The organism is Metapseudomonas otitidis, assembly GCF_011397855.1.
Taxonomy (GTDB): Bacteria; Pseudomonadota; Gammaproteobacteria; order Pseudomonadales; family Pseudomonadaceae; genus Metapseudomonas; species Metapseudomonas otitidis.
Genome location: NZ_AP022642.1, coordinates 4,662,694 through 4,678,582, shown reverse-complemented (window position 1 = coordinate 4,678,582; position 15,889 = coordinate 4,662,694). Strand labels below are relative to the sequence as shown.

Genomic DNA, 15,889 nt, shown 5'->3' with positions numbered 1-15,889 from the left:
ATGACCGGCTCTTGCAACCCGATTGGTGTGAGAGCAGGATGCGCCGAATTTTGTCTGAGGGATTTTGTTACATGTCCGATGCAAGCACCGGGACCGCTGAGCAGGAACAACACCCCCACTCGAGCTCCGCCGTCGGCCTGATGGTCGGCGCCGTCGGGGTGTGCTACGGCGATATCGGCACCAGCCCGCTGTACACCCTCAAGGAAGTCTTCATCGGCGGCTATGGCGTGCAGGCCAACCACGATGGCGTGCTCGGCGTGCTGTCGCTGATCTTCTGGTCGCTGATCTGGGTGGTCTCCATCAAGTACGTGATCTTCGTCCTGCGGGCCGACAACGAAGGCGAGGGCGGCGTCATGGCGCTTTCGGCGCTGGCCCGTCGTGCTGCCACCGGGCGCCGCCGCCTGCAGGCCATGGTGGTGGCGGCCGGCCTGATCGGCGCCGCGCTGTTCTATGGCGACAGCATGATCACCCCGGCCATCTCGGTGCTCTCGGCCATCGAGGGCCTGGAGATCGCCTTCGACGGCCTGGAGCACTGGGTGGTGCCGCTGTCGCTGGTGGTGCTGGTGGGCCTGTTCCTGATCCAGAAGCACGGTACGGCGCGCATCGGCATCCTCTTCGGCCCGGTGATGGTGGCCTGGTTCCTGGCGCTGACCGCCCTGGGCATCTACGGCGTCGCCCAGCAGCCGGAAGTGCTCAAGGCGATGAACCCGGCCTGGGCGGTGAATTTCTTCATCTCCCACCCGGGCATCGGCGTGGCCATCCTCGGCGCTACGGTGCTGGCGCTGACCGGTGCCGAGGCGCTCTACGCCGACATGGGCCACTTCGGCCGCAAGCCCATCGCTCGGGCCTGGTTCGCCCTGGTGCTGCCGGCGCTGGTGCTGAACTACTTCGGCCAGGGCGCGACCATCCTGGTCAACCCGGAAGCCGCGCGTAACCCCTTCTACCTGACGGCGCCCGGCTGGGCGCTGCTGCCGATGGTGGCGCTGTCCACGGCCGCCACCGTCATCGCCTCCCAGGCGGTGATCTCCGGTGCCTTCTCCCTGACCCGCCAGGCCATCCAGCTGGGCTACGTGCCGCGCATGTTCATCCAGCACACATCCAGCCAGGAGCAGGGGCAGATCTACATCGCCGCCGTGAACTGGGCGCTGATGGTGGGCGTGGTGCTGCTGGTGCTGGGCTTCGAGTCTTCTGCGGCCCTGGCCTCGGCCTACGGCGTGGCGGTGACCGGCACCATGCTGATGACCACGCTGCTGATGGGCGTGGTGATCTGGCTGCTGTGGAAATGGCCGATGTGGATGGCCATTCCGTTCTTCCTGATGATGCTGCTGGTGGACAGCCTGTTCTTCGCCGCCAACCTGCCCAAGGTCATCGAGGGCGGTGCCTTCCCGGTGATCGCTGGCATCGCGCTGTTCATCCTGATGACCACCTGGAAGCGCGGCCGCCAACTGCTGGTGGAGCGCCTTGACGAGGGTTCGCTGCCGCTGCCGCTGTTCATCGCCAGCATCCGCTCGCAGCCGCCGCACCGCGTGCAGGGCACAGCGGTGTTCCTCACCGCGCGCTCCGATGCGGTGCCCCATGCGCTGCTGCACAACCTGCTGCACAACCAGGTGCTGCACGAGCAGGTGGTGCTGCTCACGGTGGTCAACGAAGACAGCCCGCGCGTGGCGCCGGAGCGGCGCTTCGAGGTGGACGCCTATGGCGAGGGCTTCTTCCGGGTGCTGCTGCATTTCGGCTTCATCGAAGACCCGGACATTCCCCAGGCGCTCAAGCTGTGCCACCTCAACGACCTGGACTTCAGCCCGATGCGCACCACCTACTTCCTCAGCCGCGAGACGGTGATCCCCTCCAAGCTGATCGGCATGGCGCTGTGGCGCGAGGCGCTGTTCGCCTTCCTGCTGAAGAATGCCAACGGCAACCTGCGCTACTTCAACCTGCCGCTGAACCGGGTGATCGAGCTGGGTACCCAGGTGGAGATCTAGCCGGCGACCAGGTTCGCCACAACGAAAAAGCCCGGGCATGGCCCGGGCTTTTTCATGGGGTGACGATCAGCCGCGGCCGGGCAGCATGCGCCGCACGGTGTCGTCCTTGCTGATGAAGTGGTGGAACAGCGCGGCCACCGCGTGCAGGCCGATCAGCCAGTAACCGAGAACGGCCACGGTCTCGTGCACCTCCTTGATCTGCCCGGCGAGGTCGGGGTTCTTGCCGATCAGCGGCGGCAGTTCCAGGCCGAAGAAAGGGATCGGCTTGCCGGCGGCGCTGAGGATCAGCCAGCCGGCGAACGGCAGGCCCAGCATCAGGCCGTACAGCGCCAGGTGCATCAGCTTCGCCAGGGCGTTCTGCCAGGCCGGCGGGTTGGGGGTGATCGGCGGGGTGGGCGAGAGGAAGCGTGCGGCGATGCGCACGAACACCAGGGCGAATACCGAAAGGCCCAGCATGAAGTGCCATTGCTTGAGCAGTTCGCGGGTCTCGCTGCCTTTGGGGAAGTTGCCCTTCAGCTCGATGGTGGCGTAGACGGCGGCGATCAGCAGCAGCATCAGCCAGTGCATGGCGATGGAAAGTTTCCCGTAGCGGGAGGTCTGGGTGGTCATCACGGCTCCTTGTTGTCCCGCATCGTGGTGGCGGGCTTGTCCTCAGCTTAGCGGCTGGGCCTTAAGTGAAAATGAAGCAGGTCAAAGAACGGGGGATTCGCCGCCCCTGGGCGGGGCGGCGGAGGGGTCAGGGCTTGGCCTGGCGCTTGGCGATGGCCTTGACCAGGCGCTCGGCCAGGGCCGGGTAGTTTTCGTCGTAGTGGTGGCCGCCGGGCAGGCCCAGCACTTCGCCGATGGCGCCGGGCTGGGTGCAGCCGCTGTCCTTGGCTTCGTCCTTGCCGTACACGCAAAGCACCTTCTCCGGCGGCAGCTTGGCCAGTTCCGGGCCGGTAGCCGCTTCCTGGCCGGCCTTGCCCAGCCAGCCCTGCACCTCGATCTCGAAGCTGCCGCTGCGGGCCAGGGCCAGCAGCAGGATGGCGTCCACCTGCTGCTGGTCGGCCTTGGGCAGGCGGTTGTAGAAGGCCGGCAACACGTCGGCGCCGAAGGAGTAGCCCGCCAGCACGAAGCGCTTGGCACCCCATTGCTCGCGGTAGCGCTTCATCAGGCGGCTGAGGTCGGCTGCGCCCTGCTCGGGGCTCTTGTGCTGCCAGAAATAGCGCAGCGCGTCGATGCCGACCACGGATTGATCGAGCTTGGCCATCTCTTCGGCCACGGCGCGGTCCAGGTCGCGCCAGCCGCCGTCGCCGGAATAGAACAGGGTGACGGTGTCGGAGGGATGGTCCGCCGGCACTTCCACCACCGGTATCTGGCTGCCGCCGCCTTCCAGCAGGCTGCGCAGGCGCTCGTTGAGCAGCTCGGGCAGGCTGGTGTCGTAGTCGCTGATGCCGGTATCGGCGTTGGCCTGGTCACGGGCGAAGGCCGCGCTGGGGTCGTCCGGGTTGTCGTTCCAGGCGATGGTCCAGTGGCCGTGGGGCGCCGCCTTGGGCAGCGGGGCGCTGCAGTCGGGCTGGTCGAGGCTGAAGTCGATGGACAGGGCGCGGGCCTGGTCGTTGCCCTGGCCGGCCAGCCAGCGCCAGGCGAAGGCTGCACCCGGCCCGATGCCGGCCACCAGGGTCGGGTCGCCTTCCAGCACGGTGCGTGCCAGGCCCAGCAGGTGCTGCTGGGCATCGCAGTTGTCAGCCGGCAGTTGCAGCTGGACGAGGCGTGCGCCGCCGTCCTGGGCCAGGGTCAGCAACTGAGCCTCGTTCAGCTGTTGCTTGGCGTCCACCACCAGCAGCACGCGGGCACGGGTCTCGCCCGGGGGCAGGGCGATGGTGGCGCGGCTGCCGTCGGCCAGGGTGCGTTGTTCCACCCGGGCTTGCGGCGAGGGGCGGCCCCACAGCAGCAAGGCGGTGCCCACCACGAGCACGAGGAAGATGATCAGCAGGCGGTGCCAGTGGCGTTTGAGCATGGGTCCCTCAGCGTTTGACCAGTCCAGTGAAGCCGCCCGCGATCAGGGCTGCGGTGTCGGCCAGTGCCACCAGGGGGTCAAGGCCCGGCGGTACGGCCATGTAGCGGGGCTCCCAGTCCGGCTGGAACTTATCCTTGAAGCGGCGCAGCCCCTGGAAGTTGTAGAACTGCTCGCCACGGCGGAACACCAGTGCGCCCAGGCGCTGGGTCAGCGGCGCGCCGCGACGGGGTTGCAGGCCGGCCAGCGGCACCATGCCGAGGCTGAAGCGCTCCACGCCCCGCTCCTTGAAGTGCAGCAGCAGGTTGAGCATGAGGAATTCCATGGTCAGCTTCGGCGCTTCCGGGTGCACCCGCATCAGATCCAGGCTGGCCAGTTCCTGGCTGTCGGTCTCCAGCAGGTTGGCGAAGGCCATGGGGCGGCCTTCGAAGGACACCACGGCGATGCGGAAGTACTTCAGGTAGTCCGGGTCGAAGCGGCCCAGGGAGAAGCCTTTCTCGCGCACGTTCTTGCCCTGCATCCAGGCATCGGAGATTTCCCGCAGCGCCTCGATGGGCGCTTCGCCCGCTTCGTGGAAGGCCAGGGACAGGCCGTCGCGCTGGCCCCGGCTGAGGGTGTAGCGCAGGTCCTTCATGGCCTTGTTCTTGGCGTCCAGGTCGAAGCGGCGCAGGTCCACGCGGGCCTCCTCGCCGAGCTTCAGGGCGCTGAGGCCGATGTCCATGTAGTAGGGCAGGTTCTCCGCGCGTACCTGATAGAAGACCGGGCGGGCGTGGTGCACGTCGCACAGGTCGCGGAACTGCCAGATCAGCTCGGCGCGGTGGTTGGCCTTGCCGATGGGGTCGAACAGCGCCACCAGGCTGCGGCCACGGCGGGCGAACATCAGGAAGGCGTCTTCCTCCGGGTGGAACAGCAGGGCCTTGTCGCCGGTCAGCACCAGGCCGCCATCGGGCTGGGCGGAGCCACGGACGATGCGCGCGGCCTTCAGCAGCTCTTCCTCGGTGGGTTCGTGGATCACCAGCGGCACCGGACGCAGCAGCCACACCAGGCCTAGGCCGGCCAGCAGCAGGCCGCTGGCCAGGGCGGCGCGCAGGGTGCGCGGCGCGTCGGCGTCCACGGCGAACTGCCAGAACAGCTCGCGGCTATAGGGCACGTCCTGGTAGGCGAAGAACATCAGCCAGATCGACGCGGCCAGCACGCAGGCGGCGGCACCGAGGTTGACCGGGGAGAACGGCACCTCCAGCAGACGGCTGGGGCGGTAGAAGGCGCTGCGGAACATCGCCAGCAGCGAGGCGGTCAGCAGCAGCAGGGTGGCTTCCTCCCAGTCCACGCCCTTGAGCATCGACAGCACCGCGCCGGTCACCAGCAGCACCAGGGTCAGTGCCCAGGCTGCCGACAGCCGCCGGCGCAGCCCGTGGGCGAGCAGCAGGCAGAGCACGCCCACCAGGCTCGCGGCCAGGTGCGAGGCGTCGATCAGGCGGTGGGGGATGAGGAAGCTGAGGTCGTCCAGGCGGGTGTCGATGGCCGGGGTGGCGCCGGAGAACAGCAGCACCACACCGGAGAGGAACACCATCAACGACAGCACCGGCGCCGCAAGGCCCGAGGCGCTGCGCATGGCCTGGCGGCCAGCCGGCAGGAAGCGCTGGGCTTCGTTCACCAGCAGCAGCATGCAGGCGACCACCAGCGGCAGCCCCACATAAATGAGGCGATAGAGCAGCAGCGCAGCGGCCAGCGGTGCTGCACCGAGCTGGCCGGCGAAGGCGGCCAGCAGCACCGCTTCGAACACGCCGACGCCACCGGGCACGTGGCTGAGTACGCCGGCCGCCAGGGCCAGCAGGTACACCAGCATGAAGGCGCCCAAGGGCGGGGCCTCCGGCAGCAGCAGGTAGAGCACGCTGGCGGCTGCGCAGACGTCCACCAGGGTGATCAGCAATTGCAGGCCCGACAGGCCCAGGCCGGGCAGGCGTACCCCACGGCCCAGCAGGCGCACGCTGATGCAGCCGGGCACCGGGGCTTCGGGCTCGCGCAGGCGCGAGAACCAGAACACCGCCAGCAGGGTGAGGCCGAGTACGGCGCCGGCGATCAGCGCCACCATCGAGGGCGGCAAGCGCAGCGCTTGGGAGGCCGCGTCCAGGTTGCTCAGCGCGGCAACGGCTGCCAGCGGCGGCAGGGCTGAGCCCAGCGCCAGGCTGGCGAATACCGTGACCCGGGCGATATCGGGCGCACTGACGTTGTCGCGGCTATAGAGGCGGTAGCGCACCGAGCCGCCGGTGACCACCGAGAGGCCGATGGCATTGCCGATGGCCGAGGCACAGAAGCTGCCCAGGGCCATGCGTGGCAGTGGGATGCGCACGCCGGCGAAGCGCAGGCCGGACCACTCGTAGCCCACCAGGGCCATGAAGCTCACCGCCGTGGCGCCGACGGCCGCCAGCAGGCTGCTCACCGGCACGTCGTGCAGGGCACCGCGCAGGGCGTTGGGGTCGAGTTCGCGCAGCAGGTGCCAGCAGGCCACCAGGCCGATGGTGAAGAGAAGGAGGGTAAAGGCCAGCCCCAGGGGTTGCCGGTAGGCACTCAGGCGGTCGAGCCAGCGCAACTGGTTGGCGTCGACCGGTTGCTCGTCATCAGGCAGGGCGGATTCGTCGGGTGTAGCGGGGCTGGCGCGCATCGAGCACCTCATGGAAATTTGCGCCACAGGATGTGGGCTGGACGTTCAAGTTCCAAGCCCCGGCGTGCAATTTTTCCCTGGCGCTCCTGGCGGTAGAGGAAAACACCCCACAAAAGAAAAGGCCACTCGTTTGAGTGGCCTTTCTTTGTTTGGTTGCGGGAGCTGGATTTGAACCAACGACCTTCGGGTTATGAGCCCGACGAGCTACCAGACTGCTCCATCCCGCGTCTGTGGGTCGGCATTCTAGCGATTAATCTGGCCCTGTCAACAACTGATTTCTGAAAAAGTGGTTTTTCATCAGAAACTTAGCGCGTCGAAACGGCTCCATCCCCCGTGGTACATGGCCTGCAGCTGGGAGAATTGTTTACTCAAGGGGGTAGGAAAGACCTCGAGGCCGGTACGGGGTAGGGACCGGCCTCGAGGGTGCCGGTCCTTCCATTACCAGGCACCCGAGCAGGCTAGCGGGAGGCTGGCTGGGAAAGTTGTCAGAAAAGGGTAGGAGATTTCTGATTGGCGATCCGAGCGTTGATGCGCGTCCGGCGGTGGGGATACTGGCCGGGCGGTCGTACCCGGTACGGCCGTCGCCTCTCCCGGCGAGCCCCATTCCTTGAGTGGGGCTTTTTTCGTCAGGGTTGGCGGTTCTTGCCCAGCCCGACTGCGTAATCGTTCCGGAGGACTCCTCATGCTCGATGCGATCCGTCGCACCATCCTGCACCCTGCATTGGCCCTGCTGCCCGAATCCCTGTCCGGGCGCGAGGCGCAGGTGCTGCTGCTGGCCAGCGGCCTGGCCGCCAGTGGCTTCCAGACCCGGCGGGATGCCCGTGGCCCGGGCCGGGGTTACTGGCGGGCCTTGCCCGACGGGGTGATGGTCGGTGGCGTGCTGCGGGCTGCGCAGACCCGCGACCTGGCCGTGGCGGTGTGCGATGCCCGGCAGGTGCCGCCGATTGCCGAGCGGGTCTACAGCGCGCTGGAGCATGACGATGTGCTCGCCGCTGCCCTGGCGCGCCTGCTGTTATGGAGCGACCCGGCCGGCCTGCCGTCGCTCGGCGATGAGGCCGGCACCTGGGCCTGCTACCAGCGCCACTGGGCCGTCGACGAGGCGGCTCGCCGGGACTGGCCCGCCCATTACCAGCGCGCGCTGGCTGCCTGCCCTGCCTGACCCCGCCGGCCCGGCCCTCACGCGGCCGGGCCGCCTTGCCGCGAATCCGCTAGAATCCGCCTCCCTTCATATAGACGTGCGCCCCGCCTGCGCAGCCGTGACCCGTGCCGCCTCCATGAGCCAGCGGAAGATCATCCACATCGATTGCGACTGCTTCTACGCCTCCATCGAGATGCGTGACGACCCCAGCCTCGTGGGGCGGCCGCTGGCCGTTGGCGGCTCGGCGGATCGACGCGGGGTGATCGCCACCTGCAACTACGAGGCGCGGGCCTATGGCGTGCGCTCGGCGATGTCCTCGCGCCACGCGCTGAAGCTGTGCCCGGACCTGCTGATCGTCAAGCCGCGCTTCGAGGCCTACCGCGAAGCCTCGAAGGCCATCCACGGCATCCTCCGGGACTACACCGAGCGCATCGAGCCGCTGTCCCTGGACGAGGCCTACCTCGACGTCACCGACAGCCCGCACTTCAGCGGCAGCGCCACCCGTATCGCCCAGGACATCCGCCGGCGGGTCTGGCAGGAGCTGCGCATCACCGTCTCCGCCGGTGTGGCGCCGAACAAGTTCCTCTCCAAGATCGCCAGCGACTGGCGCAAGCCCGATGGCCTGTTCGTCATCACCCCCGACCAGGTGGAGGCGTTCGTCGCCGAGCTGCCGGTGGCGAAGCTGCATGGGGTGGGCAAGGTCACGGCCGACAAGCTCGGGCGCCTCGGTGTGCACCTCTGCTCGGACCTGCGGGAATGGAGCCTGACGGCACTGGCGCGCGAATTCGGCAGCTTCGGCGAGCGCCTCTACAACCTGGCGCGTGGGCACGACGAGCGCCCGGTGCAGGTGGACAGCCGGCGCCAGTCATTGAGCGTGGAGAACACCTACGACCATGACCTGCCGGACCTGGCGGCCTGCCTGGAACGTCTGCCGGCACTGCATGAGGAGCTGGAACGGCGCCTGGCGCGGCTGGATGCCAGCTACCGGCCGGACAAGCCGTTCGTGAAGCTGAAGTTCCTCGACTTCACCCAGACCACCCTGGAGCAGGCGGGGGCCGGGCGGGACCTGGACAGCTATCGGTTGCTGCTGGGCGCCGCCTTCGCGCGGGGCGAGCGCCCGGTGCGGCTGATCGGCATCGGCGTGCGCCTGCAGGACCTGCGCGGCGCCGCCGAACAGCTCAGCCTGTTCTGACGCCGACTCAGCGCTCCGGCCAGAGGCGCAGGGCCTTGCCTTCGGCCGGCCACAGGCGCAGTTGCTCGGTGGCCGAGAAGTCCCAGCGCTGCACGTTGGGGAGGAAGTCCAGGAAGCGCTGTTCCTGTTCCATCAGGGCTGGGGCACAGGCCTTGCGGGTGCTGCCCACCGGGCCGAAGCTCAGGCGCTCGCCCTCCAGGGTGTAGGAGGCGAACCAGTGGTTGCAGCCGGCATTGCCGTAGGCGCGGCCATCGTGGCCCAGGGTCAGCGTCAGGTGGCTGCGGTCGATCAGCGGGCGCTCACCGATCCACTCCACCTGGTAGGTGCGCTCGGTTTCCAGGGTGGGGCCTTCGGTGGCGCAGCCGGCGAGGGTGGCGCCGACCAGGGCCAGCGGCAGGGCGAGTCGTTTCATCACACGGTCTCCTGGCAGGTGGGGCAGAGGTGGCGGCCGTCACGCTTGGCCCAGCCCAGCTCGGCGATGCGCGCCTCGGCGGCGGGCGTCTCGGCGGGCTTGCCCAGGCTGGCGTCCACGGCGAATTCGAAGTCCAGGCGCTTGCCGCAGGCGTCGCAGTCGACCTTCCACTGCAGGATCGACAGCTCCTTGAACGCCGGACCCTTGGCCACGGCCAGCCACTGGCCAGGCGGGTTGATCAGGTGGCGGACCTTCTCCACCTCCAGGCGCATGGACAGCTCGCGGCTGCCGCGCAGGGTGACCAGCAGGGTGTCGCCATCCTTCACCGAGCCACCGACCCCGGTGACCTGGTAGCGGCCCGGCGCGAGGGCGCGGCATTCATTGAGGGTGTGGGCGGGGTTGAGCAGGGTGTAGCGGAAATCGTGTTCGGCCATGGGTCCTCCGGAATCGACGCGCATGCTAACAGACTAGGCGTCTTCATCGGATTGCGAAGGCGCGTCAGGCGCCTTCGCAAAGGCTCAGGCCTCGACCCGGTTCACCGGCGCGCCGCTGGCCCAGGCGCTGATGTTGTCCAGGGTGGTGCGGGCGATGGCGGCCAGGGCCTCGCGGGTGAGGAAGGCCTGGTGGGCGGTGACGATCACGTTGGGGAAGGTCAGCAGCCGGGCCAGCACATCGTCCTGCAGCGGCAAGTCGGAGCGGTCCTCGAAGAACAGGTTGGCCTCCTCTTCATAGACATCCAGGCCGAGGTAGCCCAGTTGGCCGCTCTTCAGCGCCTCGATCAGCGCTGGCGTTTCCACCAGCGCGCCGCGCCCGGTGTTGATCAGCATGGCGCCGCGCTTCATGCGCTGCAGGCTGTGGCTGTTGACCAGGTAGCGGGTGCCGTCGTTCAGCGGGCAGTGCAGGCTGACGATGTCGCTCTCGGCCAGCAGCTCGTCCAGGGGCACGTAGCGCCCGCCCAGGGCTTCCACCGCCGGGTTGGGATACGGGTCGTAGGCCAGCAGGGCGCAGCCGAAGCCGGCCATGATGCGGGCGAACACCTCGCCGATCTGCCCGGTGCCCACCACCCCGACGCGCTTGCCCACGAGGTCGAAGCCGGTCAGCCCGTGGAGGCTGAAATCGCCCTCGCGGGTGCGGTTGTAGGCGCGGTGCAGGCGCCGGTTCAAGGCCAGGACCAGCGCCACCGCATGCTCGGCGACGGCGTGGGGCGAGTAGGCCGGCACCCGCACCACCGTGAGCCCCAGCTGCTGGGCGGCGTGCAGGTCGACGTGGTTGTAGCCGGCCGAGCGCAGGGCGATCAGCTGGGTGCCGCCCTCGGCCAGGCACTCCAGCACCGGGGCGGAAAGGTCGTCGTTGATGAAGGCACAGACCACCGCGTGGCCCTGGGCCAGGGCGGCGGTGTCCAGGGTCAGGCGGGCGGGCTGGAAGTGCAGGTCGAGGTCGGACGAACAGGCCAGGAAGCTGTCGCGGTCGTAGGTCTGGGTGCTGAACAGGATGGTTCGCATGGGCGCTCCTTTATAGGTGCCCGGAGTCTAGGAATCCCTTCCCGCCGGGGCCTTGCCCCAGGTCAGCTCAGCGGGCCTCGGCCGCCAGGCGCTCGATGGCGCGGTCCAGGTCGTCCAGGGCTTCGCGGCTGGCCGGGTCGTTCTTCTTCAGCAGGGTCTCGCTGCGCTGGCAGGCGGCCCGCAGCTGGGGCACGCCGCAGTAGCGGGTCGCGCCATGCAGGCGGTGCACCCGCTCCAGCAGCGTGGCGCGATCATCCGCCTCCAGCGCCTGGCGGATGGCCTGGCGGTCGGCGTCCAGGGAGGCCAGCAGCATGCCCAGCATGTCGGCGGCCAGGTCGGCCTTGCCGGCGGCCAGGCGCAGGCCTTCCTCCGGGTCCAGCACCGCTGGCTCCTCCTGGGGCGCGGCGGGCTCGGCGGGGCGCTCCGCCACCGGGCCCTGGAGCGCCAGGCCGGTCCACTTCAGCACCACCTGGGCCAGTTGGCGCTCGCCGATGGGTTTGGTCAGGTAGTCGTCCATGCCGCCCTGCAACAGGGCGCGCTTCTCGTTGGCCAGGGCGTGGGCGGTGAGGGCGACGATGGGCACCGGGCTGGTCTCGTGGTTGGCCTCCAGGCGGCGGATTTCCTCCGTGGCCTGGCGCCCGTCCATGCCGGGCATCTGCACGTCCATCAGCACCAGGTCGAAGGTCTGCTGGCGCACCGCGTCCACGGCGCCGTAACCGCTGTCCACCGCCGTCACCTCGGCGCCCATGTCGCCGAGCAGGGTCTTCACCAGCAGCAGGTTGGCCGGGTTGTCGTCCACGCAGAGGATGCGCGGTGCCCGTTGCACCACCGGCATTGGCGCTTCCACGCGGACCGGGCGCGGCCCCACCAGGCTGCTGAGGGCACGGTGCAGCTTGCGGGTGCAGGCCGGCTTGGCCTGCAGCTGGTTGTGGGAGTCGGGCAGCACCGGGTGGTACAGCGCCTGGTCGGTGGTGGGGCAGAGCACCAGGCTCTTGCAGCCCAGTTGCTCCAGGTCCCAGATGTACTGGGCGAGGCGCTCCGCCGGCAGTTCCGCGGTGCTCGCGGCCAGCACGGCGAAGCCGATGGCCTGCGGCCCCTGGCGCTGGGCGGCGACCTGCTCCAGCAGGGCCTCCAGGCTGGGCGCGTCGAGTACTTCCAGGCCGCAGTCCTCCAGCTGGTGGCGCAGGGCCTGGCGGGTCAGCTCCTGGGGCTCGAAGACGATGGCACGACGCCCGGCCAGGGTGGCCTTGGGCAGGTCGTCGGCATCGTCGCGGGCCTTGGGCAGGCTGATGCTGATCCAGAACTCCGAGCCCGCGCCCGGGGTGCTGGCCACGCCGATCTCGCCGCCCATCTGTTCCACCAGGCGCTTGGAGATGACCAGCCCGAGGCCGGTGCCGCCGGCCTGGCGCGAGAGCGAGTTGTCGGCCTGGGTGAAGGCCTGGAACAGCGCCCGCAGGTCCTCGTCGGAGAGGCCGATGCCGGTGTCCTGCACGCTGATGCGCAGCTGCACCAGGTCCGGCTCGCTGTCGTCTTCGAGCATCGCCCGCACGGCGATGGTGCCCTCGCGGGTGAACTTGATGGCGTTACTCACCAGGTTGGTCAGCACCTGCTTGAGGCGCTGCGGGTCGCCCATCAGGTGCACCGGGGTGTCGCGGTACACCAGGCTGACCAGCTCCAGGCGCTTCTCGTGGGCGGCCGGGGCGAGGATGGTCAGGGTGTCCTGGATCAGGTCGCGCAGGTTGAAGGGGATGTTCTCCAGCACCAGCTTGCCGGCCTCGATCTTCGAGAAGTCGAGGATCTCGTTGATGATCCCCAGCAGGCTCTCGGCGGACTGCTCGATGGTGCCCAGGTAGTCCTGCTGGCGCGGCGACAGCTCGCTCTTCTGCAGCAGGTTGGTGAAACCGAGGATGCCGTTGAGCGGCGTGCGGATCTCGTGGCTCATGTTGGCGAGGAACTCGGACTTGATGCGGCTGGCCTCCAGGGCCTCCTTGCGCGCCAGGTCCAGTTCGATGTTCTGGATCTCGATGGTCTCCAGGTTCTGCCGCACGTCTTCGGTGGCCTGGTCGATGTTGTGCTGCAACTCTTCCTGGGCGCTCTGCAGGGCCTCGGCCATGCGGTTGATGCCGGCGGCCAGCTCGTCCATCTCGTGGTTGCCCAGTTGCGGCAGGCGGGTTTCCAGGCGGCCTTCCTTTAGCAGCGCGACGCCCTGCTTGATGCGCCGCAGCGGTTCGTTGATGGAGTGGCTCATGCGCAGCGCCAGCAGTGCGGTGACGGCCAGGCCGGCGGTGATCAGCATCAGGCTGGCGAACAGGCTGCGGTAGCCGCGCAGCAGGGTGCCGTGGTGGGACATCTCCAGTTCCACCCAGCCCAGCACCTTGTCACCTTCGCCGGGTGGCGCGTCGCCGGCGAGCACCCGGTGGCGCTCGAACACCGGCAGCATGAAGCGCGTGGCATCGGTGTTGCTGATCTGGCTGGTGTGGCTGCCGTCGTTGTCCGGGCTGCCGTTGAGCATGCTCGGCCCGGCGTGGGCCAGGCGAACCCGGTCGAGGCTGAGGAAGCTCACCGCGCGCACGTCGGGCTGGTCCAGGGCGTTGTCGGCGATGCGTTCCAGCAGCAGGCCGTCGCCGCGTACCAGGGCGGGGGCGGCCAGGGGCGCGAGTTGCTCGGCGATCATCTGCCCGCGCTGCAAGAGCTGGGCCTGCATGTCGGAAAGCTGGGCCCAGATGAAGTAGCCGCCCAGCACCATGGCCAACAGGCTGGTGGGGAGCAGGGTCAGCAACAGCACGCGACCCTTGATGCCGAGATCCTTGAACACGCCGGAATCCTTTAGACGAAAGTGCCCGAAGTGTAGCGACTCGCCCGGTGGGAATCTGCCTGCCGTTTTGACAGAATGCGCGCACTTTGGAGAATGCTTCGTATTCGCTGGTGCAAGTCATGAACAATTGCTCGCCGGGGGCCGCCCGCATCCTGGCCATCGAGGACGACCCGGTGCTGGCCGCCCACCTGGCCGACCACCTCGGGCGCCGAGGTTTCGAAGTGGTCCTGCAGCACGACGGCGAGGTCGGCCTCGGGCTGGCCCGCCGCGAGCCCTTCGACCTGATCCTGCTGGACATCCTGCTGCCCGGGCGCAATGGCCTGGAGGTGCTCGGCGAGCTGCGCCGGGAGCGTGGCGTGCCGGTGATCCTGATGTCCGCCCTGGGCGCCGAGCAGGACCGTATCGCCGGCTTCAGCCGGGGCGCCGACGACTACCTGCCCAAGCCCTTCAGCCTGGTGGAGCTGCAGGTGCGCGTCGACGCGGTGTTGCGCCGGGTGGCCTATGAGCGCCGGGGCGCGGTCACCGCCGCAGCGCTGGAGGAGCCGGGCCTGCAGTTCGATGACGTCAAGGGCGATGTCGCCTGCGAGGGCAACTGGGCCGGGCTGACCGGCACCGAGTACCGCCTGCTGGAGACCCTGGTCCGCCACGCCGAGGAGGTGCTCAGCAAGGCCTTCCTTTATCAGCAGGTGCTGCACCGGGCCTATTCCCAGCACGACCGCAGCCTGGATATGCACGTCAGCCACATCCGCCGCAAGCTTGTTGCCGCTGGCTACACCAATGGCCGCGTGGAAACGGCCTGGGGCAAGGGCTACCTGTTCACCCGGCAGGACGCCTGACATGCCCGGGCGGCGTTCGCTGTTCTGGCCCCTCGCGGTGCTGCTGGTGGCCTTCAGCGTGCTGGTGATCTGGCTCGCCCGCGCCTGGGGCGAGTACGTCGAGTTGCAGAGCTACCACCTCACCGAGGCTGCCCAGACCCGGCTCAACCGCTACGCGGCGGAGGCCGAGCAGGCCTGGCGGCGCGACGGCCAAGCTGGTGTGGACCGCTGGCTGGAGCGCCACCAGGCTCGCGAACCGGATTGGGCCGTGGTGGTGGGGCCCGACCTGCGCAGCCTCGGCAGCCGCCCGCTGAGCGTGGAGGAGTACGGGCGCCTGACCTTCATGCGGCGCGTCGACTGGCCCATGAGCAAGCGCAGTGGCGGGCTGCCGATCCTCAGCCTGCCGTTCCCCGAGGCACCGGATGCCGGCCAGCTGGTGATGCGCCTGCCCGAGCGCTACCTGCCCGGCGGGTTCAGCCTGCTGGCGCGCTTCGTGATCCACGGCGTGGTGCCGGGGGCCCTGGCCTTCCTCCTCTGCGTCGGGCTGTACCGCCTGCTGCTCGCCCCGTTGCGTCACCTGCGCGAGCAGGCCAACGCGCTGCGCGGCAACCACCTGTCCACCCGGGTTTCACCCGAGGTCAGCCGCCGTCGCGATGAGCTGGGCGAGCTGGCCCGGGCCTTCGACCACATGGCCGAGCGCCTGGAAACCACGGTGGAGCACCAGCGCCAATTGCTTTGCGACCTCTCCCACGAGCTGCGCACGCCGCTGAGCCGGCTGCGGGTGGCGGGGGAGAGCGAGCTGGAGATCGGCCAACTGCGCCAGCGCCTGGAGCGCGAGGTGCAGTGCATGCAGAAACTGGTGGACGACACCCTGGAGCTGGTGTGGCTGGACACCGAGCGCCCGCAGCTGCCACGGGAGGTGATCGACGTGGCCTCGCTCTGGGCCGTGCTCAGCGAGGACGCCTGCTTCGAAAGCGGCTGGCCGCCGGAGCGCCTGCGCTGCGAGCTGCCGACGGACTGCCGCGTCCACGGCAACCTCAACGGCCTGGCCCAGGCCCTGGAGAACGGCCTGCGCAACGCCATCCGCCATTCCCCGCCGGACGGCACGATCCGCCTCGGTGCACAGCGCGGGGACGAGCACTGGCAGCTGTGGCTGGAGGACGAGGGCGGCGGCGTGGACCCGGCCCAGCTGGAAGCCATCTTCCGGCCCTTCACCCGCCTCAGCAGTGCCCGCCCGGGGGGCGAGGGCTTCGGTCTGGGGCTGGCCATCGCCCGCGGCACCCTGCGCTCACAGGGCGGTGACCTGTGGGCGGAGAACGGCGCGCGGGGCCTGCGCCTGTGCCTGCGTTTGGCAAATGTATAGTTTGTAAATGATCTT

12 protein-coding genes and 1 tRNA gene are annotated in these 15,889 nt (G+C 68.9%); 5 read left to right on the top strand and 8 right to left on the bottom strand.

The window, feature by feature from the left end; translation table 11 throughout:
• Positions 1–71 precede the first annotated feature (71 nt).
• Positions 72–1,979: a potassium transporter Kup gene (locus PotMrB4_RS21595; protein ID WP_142015340.1), complete on the top strand. Its 1,908-nt coding sequence runs from the start codon at positions 72–74 to the stop codon at positions 1,977–1,979.
• A 66-nt stretch (positions 1,980–2,045) separates the two neighbouring features.
• Here the strand turns inward: PotMrB4_RS21595 and PotMrB4_RS21590 are convergent, their stop codons facing one another.
• The 4 genes from PotMrB4_RS21590 to PotMrB4_RS21575 form a co-directional block, all read right to left on the bottom strand.
• A complete protein-coding gene (locus PotMrB4_RS21590; RefSeq protein ID WP_044414239.1) occupies positions 2,046–2,588 on the bottom strand; it encodes a cytochrome b in 543 nt (180 codons plus the stop codon).
• Between the two features lie 127 nt (positions 2,589–2,715).
• Positions 2,716–3,978, bottom strand: a complete 1,263-nt coding sequence (locus PotMrB4_RS21585) for a virulence factor family protein (protein ID WP_172434440.1) — start codon at positions 3,976–3,978, stop codon at positions 2,716–2,718.
• Positions 3,979–3,985: 7 nt separating this feature from the next.
• On the bottom strand, positions 3,986–6,637 hold the full coding sequence (gene mprF, locus PotMrB4_RS21580; RefSeq protein WP_172434439.1) for a bifunctional lysylphosphatidylglycerol flippase/synthetase MprF: 2,652 nt from the start codon (positions 6,635–6,637) through the stop codon (positions 3,986–3,988).
• A 150-nt stretch (positions 6,638–6,787) separates the two neighbouring features.
• Positions 6,788–6,864: transfer RNA gene (locus PotMrB4_RS21575), tRNA-Met, on the bottom strand.
• 455 nt (positions 6,865–7,319) lie between these two features.
• Here PotMrB4_RS21575 and PotMrB4_RS21570 point away from each other — a divergent pair.
• Both PotMrB4_RS21570 and dinB read left to right on the top strand, forming a co-directional pair.
• The gene (locus PotMrB4_RS21570; protein ID WP_172434438.1) at positions 7,320–7,796 is read left to right on the top strand and encodes a hypothetical protein; all 477 of its coding nucleotides are present in this window, start codon (positions 7,320–7,322) and stop codon (positions 7,794–7,796) included.
• Between the two features lie 115 nt (positions 7,797–7,911).
• Positions 7,912–8,967, top strand: coding sequence for a DNA polymerase IV (gene dinB / locus PotMrB4_RS21565; protein WP_172434437.1), 1,056 nt, complete (start codon positions 7,912–7,914; stop codon positions 8,965–8,967).
• A 7-nt stretch (positions 8,968–8,974) separates the two neighbouring features.
• Here dinB and PotMrB4_RS21560 read toward each other — a convergent pair whose 3' ends face one another.
• The 4 genes from PotMrB4_RS21560 to PotMrB4_RS21545 all read right to left on the bottom strand — a co-directional run bounded on the left by PotMrB4_RS21560 (position 8,975) and on the right by PotMrB4_RS21545 (position 13,696).
• Positions 8,975–9,379 (bottom strand): META domain-containing protein, encoded by a 405-nt coding sequence (locus PotMrB4_RS21560; protein ID WP_074971912.1) that lies wholly within the window; start codon positions 9,377–9,379, stop codon positions 8,975–8,977.
• On the bottom strand, positions 9,379–9,813 hold the full coding sequence (locus PotMrB4_RS21555; RefSeq protein ID WP_044414224.1) for a hypothetical protein: 435 nt from the start codon (positions 9,811–9,813) through the stop codon (positions 9,379–9,381). Before PotMrB4_RS21555 ends, PotMrB4_RS21560 begins: the two co-directional genes overlap by 1 nt.
• Before the next feature lie 84 nt (positions 9,814–9,897).
• Complete coding sequence (locus PotMrB4_RS21550) at positions 9,898–10,881, bottom strand: 2-hydroxyacid dehydrogenase (protein WP_044414222.1); 984 nt, start codon at positions 10,879–10,881, stop codon at positions 9,898–9,900.
• A 67-nt stretch (positions 10,882–10,948) separates the two neighbouring features.
• Entirely contained in the window at positions 10,949–13,696 is a 2,748-nt protein-coding gene (locus tag PotMrB4_RS21545) for a response regulator (RefSeq protein ID WP_107328262.1), read from the bottom strand.
• Positions 13,697–13,815: 119 nt separating this feature from the next.
• Between PotMrB4_RS21545 and PotMrB4_RS21540 the strand changes: the two genes are divergently transcribed.
• Both PotMrB4_RS21540 and PotMrB4_RS21535 read left to right on the top strand, forming a co-directional pair.
• A complete protein-coding gene (locus PotMrB4_RS21540) occupies positions 13,816–14,532 on the top strand; it encodes a response regulator transcription factor (RefSeq protein ID WP_044414216.1) in 717 nt (238 codons plus the stop codon).
• A 1-nt stretch (position 14,533) separates the two neighbouring features.
• Positions 14,534–15,874 (top strand): HAMP domain-containing sensor histidine kinase, encoded by a 1,341-nt coding sequence (locus tag PotMrB4_RS21535; RefSeq protein ID WP_232060753.1) that lies wholly within the window; start codon positions 14,534–14,536, stop codon positions 15,872–15,874.
• Positions 15,875–15,889: the final 15 nt, after the last annotated feature.